This is a genomic window from Paraburkholderia podalyriae, assembly GCF_014397785.1.
Lineage (GTDB): Bacteria > Pseudomonadota > Gammaproteobacteria > Burkholderiales > Burkholderiaceae > Paraburkholderia > Paraburkholderia podalyriae.
On sequence record NZ_VZQQ01000118.1, the window covers coordinates 1 to 9,829 of the forward strand.

Here is a 9,829-nt window from a genome sequence, read left to right on the forward strand (position 1 = left end):
TCACATACCCACGATATGAGGCTTTGCGGCGAAACCGTCCAACGAACGCCGAATCCGCGGTTCATTTAATTTTGAACTATCCAGACTTGGTTCATGATGCCAGCGCAGAGACGCGCGAACGTCTCCGGTCGACCCACTCCGGCCCTTCGGCGAATATTTGCGAACGTCTCCGCCACGTTCAAGAGCGGCCGTTTCGGCTTGCTCAAACCGAGCCGCTCAAGCCGATCAATGGTCGGTCCCGTGCGTGTTCACGAGAAGTGATCCGATTGGACATGCCGGTTGCGGGTCCATCCGCACCTCTAGCTGCCCACCAACGTTCACAGGTCTTATGTCGAAGACCGGGCCGATGTCGGACCGACTACGGGTGGAACCGGTGCAAGAGTCCGTGTGGGCCCACCATATCCGGCATTAGGGGTTTATACTTACCACGACTTCTCATGTCTTCCCCGACAAGGATTCAGCCCGCCCACTTAGGCGGGCTTCAATGTTTACAAAGATCGGTTCGAACGCAACAGGACGCTCCCCATTCCGCCTTGCTCTAATCCTGGAGGAAAGGTTCACACCGCAAAGCTATGTTCAGCCCTGTTGGTCTTTATATTGTCGGAATCATGTCGACCGCCGTGAGCGTACTCATATTGAGTTCGCTGTCCGGGATTCCTGGGCTGTACCGCTGGTTCGGTGCAAACATTCTGGCCGTGTCCGCATTGGTCGTTCTGACGTTGTGTGGCGCCTCCCCAACGCCCATGGCTATTCTCATATCCAGTGCGCTCCTTGCAGCCATCCCAATCGTAGCGCTGCAAGGTTTCAGAAAGTTTTTCGCCCTTCGCCCTTCGCAACCCCACGCGGTTGTGGCATACGTCATTCTGGTAATCGGCCTTGTTTACTGGACCTATGTTTCGCCGAACCCGGATGCCCGGATTATTTCGATGGCTGCCTTCGTTGGCTACTTTCGTCTATGTATCGGCTGGACGGTATACATCATGCGTCCTCCGCATCGGCCTCGGTACAGCTATCAATTCCTAGCCTTCGTCGCGGTGCTCGGAGGGCTCGTCTACATTGCTCGGGCGATCGTGACCGGTCTAGGCTGGGAACAGCACGCACACTTTCTAGACCTGACACCTATGAACGTCGCGTATATCGGCATCGGCATATTAACCTTGCCGTGCCTTTCGATAGGTGTAGTCATGCTCGCGTATGACCGCATGGCTGAGCGGATGGAGCGGCTGGCGACTGTTGATGATCTGACCGGAGCGCTCGTTCGGCGCGAGTTTATGGCTCGCGCCGAATTGCTGCTAGCGCATGCGAACCGTACAAGGTTGCGCTTGGCTGTTGCAATTCTTGATATTGACCATTTCAAAGCAATAAACGACGGACACGGTCATGCAGTCGGAGACAGCGCGCTGGTTCACTTCGCTTCCATCATGTCGAAGGGTATCAGGCGAGGCGATATTTTTGGGCGTCTTGGCGGGGAAGAGTTTGCGGTCCTGTTGCCAGAAACCTCCGGAGCAGACGCTGTTGCAATAGTTGATCGTTTGCGCCTGCAAATTGCCACGGCTGAGCTAGTCATCCCCGGCGGAGAAGTGGAGTGCACGTTCAGCGCTGGCGTCTCGGAATATGAGACGGGCGAATCGCTGAAAAACCTGATGGCGCGATCCGACGCGGCGCTTTATTCGGCAAAGGCTATGGGGCGGAATCGTGTCGTCGCAGCGGTCTCTGCTCGTGCTCAAACGATCGAAGCCGTCACGGAAGCACCGAAGCCAAATTGACCAAATCTCTGAGAGCGGATGGCGGCCAGACGCTGATCAGCAGACATTCGCCAAGAGAATATGAAGGACCGTTCGTGGCCGGGAATCGCCTCAGCCGGATCTTGAGGCGTGTGCCGCGCCTCACAGCGATCTAGCGCTTCTGTCTGAGCAAGTCAAATTGGCGCTGTTGTCTCAGCGAATCGAGTTCGCGCTGCTGCCTCAGCAAATCCAGGTCGCGCTGTTGTTTCAGTAATTGGAGTTGTTCGTTCTGGAGTTCGATCTGTTGCTTCTGCGCTTCCAATTGCGCTCTATAGGCCCCCGTGCTTTGGTCAGCCAGCGCTCCCTGCGGGTAAGTCTGCGCGTAGGTGATGGAACAGCCAGCCGCCAATGTCGCAGCAACGATAAGTGCTTTCATGATGCCCCTCGCACGGATCTTCTTTGAAATATCTTAGGCCAGAAAGGCCGGGCATCGGCGGGACCGACGTGGCTATCGGCGTCGTGCCTGGACCGGTGATTGCGTATGGTATGTTGAGCGAGCGGCGTGCTTTTCGCAGTGGCAACAAGAGGCCGGGATCGACCCCAAAGAGACGGTCGGTTTTGCGGAAAGCCGCCGTTCAAAACCGTTGCAGACTGTCCGCCAGACGATGGGACGAGTTACCGTGGTGATCTACTGGCTGACCGGCGTTGATGTCTTCTCTTCATGCGACGCTGTCGAACGTTTCCCAGTCTGCGCCCTCGACCGTCACCGGCGAGTCAGCGCGCCGCGGTATCGGCGCGGGGACTTTCGTGGTTGATACGGCACGCTCGGCCACACGGACGGGCCGCTTCGCTGCTGGCGGCTTCGCAACAGACAGCGGGCGCGCGGCTGGCGCGGCGATATCGGCCTGCGCCGTGCGGAACACCGCCACCGCAGCGCGCAACTGCTTCGCCTGGTCCTCAAGCGAGCCAGCCCCTGCCGCCGCCTCTTCGACCAGCGCCGCATTCTGCTGCGTGACCTGGTCCATTTGACTGATCGCCTGGTGCACCTGTTCAATGCCGCGGCTCTGCTCGCTCGAAGCCGACGCGATCTCGCCCATGATGTCGGTCACGCGCTGAATCGCTGTGCCAACCTTGTCCATCGTCTCTCCTGCCCGCGCGACCAGGTCGGTTCCGGCTTGCACGCGGCTGCCCGAGGTCTCGATCAGCTCCTTGATTTCCTTCGCCGCTACCGACGAGCGCTGCGCCAGAGAGCGCACTTCGCTGGCTACCACCGCGAAGCCCCGACCCTGCTCGCCCGCACGCGCTGCCTCCACCGCCGCATTGAGTGCGAGGATGTTGGTCTGGAATGCGATGCCCTCGATCACGCCGGTGATTTCGGCGATCTTGCCCGCGCTTTCCTCGATGCCCGCCATCGTCCCGACTACCTCCCCGACGATTGCCGAACCTTCTTTGGCAACAGCATGCGCACTGTCCGCGAGGCCGCTCGCCTGGCGAGCGTTCTCCGAGTTCTGCTTGACGGTGGCCGTGAGTTCCTCCATGCTCGCCGCCGTTTCCTGCAGCGACGCCGCCTGCTCCTCCGTGCGAGAAGACAGGTCGATGTTGCCCTGCGCGATCTGTCGCGCGCCCGTCATTACCGACTCGGCGCCCATGCGGATCTCGCCGACGGTGTTAGACAGGCTTTCGGTCATGCTGCGAAGCGAGCGAAGCAGTTGCCCCGTCTCGTCCCTGCCATCCGCGTCGATCCGCGTGGCCAGGTTGCCCTGCGCAACTTTCTCAGCCGCATCGACGGCTACTTGCAGCGGCCGGACGATCGAGCGCGTGACCAGCAGCGCGCAGGCCCCTCCGACCGCCAGCGCGAGCGCCGCGAGCACCAGTACGAGCAGGCGAGCGTTGGCATACGATGCGCTCGATGCGTCGTGCTCGGTCGCCACCTGGTTGCCGACATAATCGATCAGGGCTTGGACTGCGCCGAGGTACTGGTTCTCCAGCGGCACCTGTTCGCTCAGTAACTTCTGGCGTGCCCCTTCGGCGTCGCCGGCCTTGATCTGCGCGATGACTGCCGCCCGGTCGGACAAATACGCCTGACGGGCGGACGCTACATTGGCCCAGAGCTCTTTGCCCTGGTCCGTGTCGAGGAGTTTCTGGATTTCTTCGACTGCCTTGGACACGATATCGTGACCATTGCCGATCGATTGCAGATTGCCGCTTACGACCTCCGACTGGTTGCCTGCCAACGCGGCCAATGCGTCGCGTTCCATCACCGCCTGCCCGCGAGTGATTTCGAGCAGCTTGTGCAGATCCCACAACACCGGCATGCGCGAGCGCGTGACGTTATTGACGTCCTGGTTGAAGCCACTCAGTCCACTCAGTGATACGGCTGCAAGTGCGAACGTTAGAAGCAACGTGACTGCGAACGCCAGCGCGAGGCGCGCTCCTATTTTCATGTTGTTCAACCGCATATCAGAGTTCCATCTTTCAAGATCTGCCACCTGGTCACCGGCTTGCCGGGCAATTCTGTATAACGACAAGAAGGACGGAAACTTAAGGGTTAATACTTATAGTTTGGCTGCAAAGTAGCCGATTGTCCGAATGCGACCGTCCACTTAGCGACCGATGGTCAACTGCCCCGAGCTCAGATTGCATTAAATCCGATCGGGCTCATGTCGGCCAGTTAGAGCCGTTCACGGAAGGCGCATGAACGGCCGTTGCTCGGCTGATTGCTGTCGTTCGCGATGCCGCTGGCCATGACACGAAGGCGCAAAGTATCTCTGGATTGTCCGTCTAGTTCGAACGTTGCCAGACTAGACCCCAACAGAGCAAGCGGCCACTTGGATCTATACTTGGGCAGTTGGAGACACCCATGGCTAATCACGACAGGCTGCATCCGCTACGTCCGCTCCTGAAGAATTGGGTCTGGGAGCATGGCCGTATCGGTACTCGCTATCTGGACTGCATCGATGGCGAAATCAAGTTTGACGAAGGCAAGAAGTCGCGCTTCGCGGCCGAAGAATACATTTTCGTGCCGCTCGACAAGGATGCTGACGACGATGCGTCTGTGGAGGGTCCTCCGATCCAGGAGGCGGGTCTTGCCCGGTTTTTGAGGGCAGCGCAGTTGGGCAAGCCGGAGGAAGCCGGCTCTATGGTGGAGGTCCAGCGCGCAGTGCAGGACTGCGTGGAACTTGGCCTGTTCAGCTCATATCAGATTGACGCTCAGGAAGCCTCTGCACGCTATGCGCAGGAGCCCATGTTCGACGATGAAATCCGCGCTGCGGTTGTCGACGATATCCGGCGTATCTACGCGGGCGCGCGCGAGCAACTGTCGCTGTACGATTTCAGTGTACTTTACGGCTTGCCCTTGCCGCTGCTCATCAGCGAGGCGCCGTTCATCGACTGGCGCGTGCGCGCTAGTCCGGCCCTTCCGTTCGTCTCGCTTCCTCTTGGACCTTACTGCCTGCTGGTGGGTGCGCCGTCGGGCCGGAGCAGCCGAATTGGCCCGGTGACCTGGAAGTCCGCCGCCACAATGGGACCGTTGAAGGATCACAACCGCCAAATTGCGGAGCACTCACGTTTGTGGCTGGTGGCGACTACCGATGACCAACTCGTCGCTGTACAAAGCCGTTTGGCTGCGGCCCGGAACCCCAAGCCGGAGGATGCGAAACCCTGATCGAAGTCGGCGGGAAACGCGCGGCCGGCAGTGGCCGAATCATGAGGGCCCAGGCGTTAGCGAGACAACAACCTTGCTGTAGGAAGACCCATGAAGAAAGGAAAGACAAAACTTACTGTTGTGTGCAGCGGAAAACTGCTGCCATGATATCGGTTCTCTAAACCATCAGTGAATCGATTTGAGTGGGCAGCGGTTCGTGTAAGTTACGGCAGACCAATTGAGCCGCTCCCGGACTGTCGATTCGGTAACTATTCACGGCCGAGTGGATTCGCCGGCGTCTTGGTCGTACCCGAGGGTTATAAATCTATGCGTCGAGGCGCTTCACGCACCTAGGACTTACGCAAATTTCATTCGAACGGTCGGATTTTTGAGCTGCTGACGGAGGAAGTCGTCGAGCATCTGGTGTTTGACCTGATAGAGGGTACGGCAGGTTTGCCTGGCGATCTCAGCGAGACGAATCATACCAGTACGGCGCAGGCGATGTGATTGCGCTGGATGCGCGCTTTGCGGCATTGGCAGCGCTCGATCCCGGTCAGTTGTTTGGCCTCGCGATGAAACTGCTCGATCTTCCAGCGCAGGCCGCGACTCGATGAACAGCATCAGATCGCGCGTGGCATACCAGGTATCCATCAGGACACGCCGGAACGGCAGGCCTTTATGATGAACCAGGTTGGTCAGCATGTCGCGCACGTGATCCAGTTTCGTCTTGCCGTCGCCGTCCGGGTCGTAGAGCCGGTAGTCGATAATCCAGTGCTCCTGCGTCAGCGGGTTCACATACACGCAGTTCACCATGCCGATCCCTTTGATCAGGCCGTGGGCGTTGCCGCTGTACTGGCGCCGGACCAGTTCGATCTTGTGCGAGAAATCCTTATCGATGATCGTGTCGTCGAACGCGATGCAACCTTCCTCGTGATCCGCGATCTGTTCACGCACGTTGTCCCATACGAGACGCGGCGTCATCTTCTCGTTACGCAAAAACCGGTTGATGGCATCGTGGCTCATATCTTCAACATGGTCGGCGAAGTTCGTGAGCGTGTGGTTGATCGGACTCACCAGCAGGTACTGGCAGTAATCCAGGCGGGTCGGGCGTTTCGTCATGCCCTCGACATTACGAACCTTGGCTTCGCTTTGGGTTTACGTCGCTTCGTAACAATTCGTTTCCGCGCTCAGGCGTGGCTTTTCGCGTAAGTCCTATTGAAGACTCAGCGTGAGGGCATATTCGAAGAGTGAAGTCATCGCAGGCCCCGCGTCGTGAAAAAACTCGGCGCGATTTTCATCGCGCCGCGTCTGGACTGCTCCGAAACCACGGATTCCCGGCTTCAGAACCTCAGAACGGCCACCATCCTTTGCCGCCGTTCTGGCCTTGCGCGTTGCTGGCGATGCTGCCGTTGCCATTGCCGCCTTGATCGCCGTGATTGCCGTTACCGCTCACGCCTTGGTCGAAATGGAACGCGCCGAATAGATCGCCGATCGCGGGTGCGTTGACCGGCACATACGGGTTCGAGCCGGTCTGTTTCGGATTCGGCAGATTGTCGCGGCTGCGGCCCGTGATCGGGGCGAGCTGCCAGTTGCGCTCGATGAACTTCACGATGGACGCGTGATCGTCGTACTCGTGCGCGACGCGTCCGCCTTGAGAATAAGGCGAGACCACGATCAGCGGAATACGCGGACCGTCACCGAAGAAGTCGACCGGCTGGATATAACCCGAATCGTAGTAGCCACCGCCTTCATCGTTGGTGATGAGGATCGCGGTCGATGCCCACAGTTTCGGATTGCTCTGAACCGAATCGATGATCTTGCGCACGAATCCTTCGTATAGGTCATATTTCGACGAGGCGGGGTGACCATCGAGGCGTCCGCCCGGCTTCACGAAGGAGACCGCGGGCAGCGTGCCGTTTGCGATGTCGGCGTAGAGATCCGTCGAGTCCTGCAGGTGCGCCTTCACGGTCGCCGGGTTCGTCATGATCGACGCCTCGTAGAGGAACGGATTGCAGATGTTGCAATAGACGCTCTGAGACGGGTTTGTGACGAATGTGTTCCAGTCTTCGCCGTAGTACTTCCACGAGATCTGCCTGGCGAGCAGCGAGTCTGCAATTGTGCGAACCGGCGAAGGCGGGATCGTAAACGGGCTCGTATTGACCGTGCCGTTGCCGTTATAGCCCGGGTTGTAATTGTTTAGCAGGTAGTACGCACCTGCCGCACAGTTCGCGCTCGGATGGTAGGGCAGCGACCCCAGGTAGTTGCGAATCGGACCGACACCCGGTTGTGACGTGTCCGAGCAATTACTGTAAGAGCCGCCCGAGTAGCCGTCCTGCGCATACCAGTTGTTCGTGCCCGGCATCGGACGCGGGTCTTCGATCTGGTTCTTCGGGGGCGTGGACATATTTCCGTTGCCGTCCGTGTAGTAAAGCGCGTCGGCCGTGCCGATCATGATGCTGTTCGCGCCCGTGCCGCCCATCACCGGCTGGTGATAGTTGTCGCTAATCGTGTATTTCTGCGCAAGCTGCGTGAAGTAGGGCATATCGCCGGTGCTCGCGTTATAGAAACCGAGTGCCGTCGAGCCTTCGCCCGTTGTCTGATCGGTAAAGCCAGCCGGCCGGGGGCTGCCGTTGGACCCCGCTCCGATCGACGTCTCGACCCACGCGAAGAGATCCATCTTGCATCCGCTCGGATTGCTGGCAGTGGCATTGGCGAGACTGCAATCCGATTGCTGCCAGTTCTGATAAAAGCGATGCACTGGGCTCGCGGTGTACTGATCGTAATTCGGCCCGACGCGCGAGATCTGATAGGGACCGCTCGGCAGGTTGTACGTATTCGAGCCAAAGCGCGTGTCGACAGCGCCTTTCGGAAGACCCGTCGCACCCGTTGTCAGATGAACGAGATCTTGCGGCTCGAGCGCGTTGCCCTCGGCGGCCTGTGCTTCAGCAAGCGTCGTAAAGGGCGCGCTCGTATCGCTGGTGGCGCTCGGAGCGGAACCGGTGTTCGGCGCGGGCAGCGCGGAGTATGCCGTTTTCGAAGTGGGACTCATCAGGAAGGTGGTCGGATCCGTCGCTTGCGCCATGTTTTGCTGCGCAAGCGAGAAGTTCGGGCCCGGGCTGCCGTCGGCATTGATGATGCCCTTCGAGAGCAGATTCTCGATCGTTTGTCCGTGACCCGGCTGGTAGCCGCCGAAGACCTGGTCGAAAGTGCGGTTCTCGCCGACGATTACGATCACGTGCTTGATCGGCGTGACGGTGTCTAGAGATGGATCCGCGTTCGTTGGCGGATGCGACTGCGTTTGCGCGAGGGCTGGGAATATCGAGCAGGCTACCGTCAGTGCGGCTGCGGTGCCGATAAGACCGGCGCGCCGCACGAATTTTTGTGGGGCTTCTTGTTTTCGCTTCATTCACTACTCCGTTGCCATACGGCTCTTGTGGGGGTTGCAAGATCGAAGGGTAGGTGTGCAGGTGTGCGTCGGTTGACCGCGGGGACCTTGTTATAGGAGATTCGTTGAAGTGCGAAACATAAAGGGCACGCATGACGGAAGCGAGAACATCAGGTTTCAATGTCCCGACGCGCAGATAACAAACGTGGGCCAGGCTTCTTGCTGATTGTTTACGTTGCTTCGCGCATGCAACTGGCGAGACGCATCTTCGATTTTGTGTACCGATCGTCGCAGCCGCGCCGTACGGGGCTCGCGCCGCGAATAAGATCAAAGACTCGCCCGACCGCAAGGGCAAAGGTGAATACCGGGCCGATGCTTCAGTCGGCTTTTCACTGCACGTGTAAGAAAAAGTAAAATTCGTAAGTCCCAGTAGATCTAGGCCGTGTGTCGCGGTGGCGGTGCAGAAAACACGGCCGGTCCCGGGCGGCCTGCGCCGCCCGCACGCCGGATCAGTCGTCGCTCAGCAGTGCTGTGGCAAGACGACTGAACGAGCGTCCAAGAAAGACGCTGGACTAAGAGACGCCCGCCGAACGATTCCAGCAAGCTATTGCATCCACCGGTTGAATCCGCCCTCCGACGCGGACGCTATCGAGGCGGTGCAGCGCTGCGCGATCCAGTGGTGCGACGAGAACTCGGCATAGGCCGAGCGATTTCGCGCTGCGGTTGACGAACACGAAGGCAAGCCACGCTAGTCTTGCACATTGGTTCACGGAACCCTGCGGGAAGACCCGCGCCACACGGGAACGGTTGGCTACAACGTGCAGGCTGCAGTTGACGTGAAACGATTGGCTCATGTCGGGCCGGAAGCTGCCGCTCGCGAGTCGTTTCTGAACGGCTCAAAGGGGTCGACCAGAGCCCTTCCCCGAACGCCCGCGCTGAACCAAAAAAAATCCGGCTATTTCAAAAGTGGAGTGGGTAATGCGGCTCACGAGGCATGTGGATTGAAGGCCGAGAAGTCGAGCTTGCCTGCGATCAGGAACAGCACGGTCCGCATGGTTTTGAAGCTGGCGTATCCGC

Annotated in this window: 6 protein-coding genes; 2 read left to right on the forward strand and 4 right to left on the reverse strand. The window is 59.1% G+C overall.

The genetic code is table 11. From position 1 onward, the window contains the following. Window positions 1-608 precede the first annotated feature (608 nt). Entirely contained in the window at window positions 609-1,766 is a 1,158-nt protein-coding gene (locus F6X42_RS40605; protein ID WP_246530512.1) for a GGDEF domain-containing protein, read from the forward strand. Window positions 1,767-1,896: 130 nt separating this feature from the next. Here F6X42_RS40605 and F6X42_RS40610 read toward each other — a convergent pair whose 3' ends face one another. Together F6X42_RS40610 and F6X42_RS45460 are read right to left on the reverse strand one after the other, a co-directional pair. Then, window positions 1,897-2,160 (reverse strand): hypothetical protein, encoded by a 264-nt coding sequence (locus tag F6X42_RS40610; RefSeq protein ID WP_187639431.1) that lies wholly within the window; start codon window positions 2,158-2,160, stop codon window positions 1,897-1,899. Window positions 2,161-2,443: 283 nt separating this feature from the next. After that, on the reverse strand, window positions 2,444-4,168 hold the full coding sequence (locus tag F6X42_RS45460) for a methyl-accepting chemotaxis protein (protein ID WP_281394099.1): 1,725 nt from the start codon (window positions 4,166-4,168) through the stop codon (window positions 2,444-2,446). A gap of 416 nt (window positions 4,169-4,584) precedes the next feature. Between F6X42_RS45460 and F6X42_RS40620 the strand changes: the two genes are divergently transcribed. Continuing rightward, a complete protein-coding gene (locus F6X42_RS40620) occupies window positions 4,585-5,388 on the forward strand; it encodes a hypothetical protein (protein ID WP_187639433.1) in 804 nt (267 codons plus the stop codon). 336 nt (window positions 5,389-5,724) lie between these two features. Here the strand turns inward: F6X42_RS40620 and F6X42_RS40625 are convergent, their stop codons facing one another. Together F6X42_RS40625 and F6X42_RS40630 are read right to left on the reverse strand one after the other, a co-directional pair. Beyond that, a complete protein-coding gene (locus tag F6X42_RS40625; protein WP_187639434.1) occupies window positions 5,725-6,486 on the reverse strand; it encodes a transposase in 762 nt (253 codons plus the stop codon). Between the two features lie 229 nt (window positions 6,487-6,715). Then, on the reverse strand, window positions 6,716-8,773 hold the full coding sequence (locus F6X42_RS40630; protein WP_187639435.1) for an alkaline phosphatase family protein: 2,058 nt from the start codon (window positions 8,771-8,773) through the stop codon (window positions 6,716-6,718). Window positions 8,774-9,829 lie beyond the last annotated feature (1,056 nt).

Bases quoted from the DNA above. Each gene is read 5' to 3' on its own strand.
- F6X42_RS40610 (WP_187639431.1), bottom strand. From the start codon at position 2,160: ATGAAAGCACTTATCGTTGCTGCGACATTGGCGGCTGGCTGTTCCATC.
- F6X42_RS40620 (WP_187639433.1), top strand. From the start codon at position 4,585: ATGGCTAATCACGACAGGCTGCATCCGCTACGTCCGCTCCTGAAGAAT.
- F6X42_RS40605 (WP_246530512.1), top strand. From the start codon at position 609: ATGTCGACCGCCGTGAGCGTACTCATATTGAGTTCGCTGTCCGGGATT.
- F6X42_RS40630 (WP_187639435.1), bottom strand. From the start codon at position 8,773: ATGAAGCGAAAACAAGAAGCCCCACAAAAATTCGTGCGGCGCGCCGGT.
- F6X42_RS45460 (WP_281394099.1), bottom strand. From the start codon at position 4,168: ATGAAAATAGGAGCGCGCCTCGCGCTGGCGTTCGCAGTCACGTTGCTT.
- F6X42_RS40625 (WP_187639434.1), bottom strand. From the start codon at position 6,486: ATGACGAAACGCCCGACCCGCCTGGATTACTGCCAGTACCTGCTGGTG.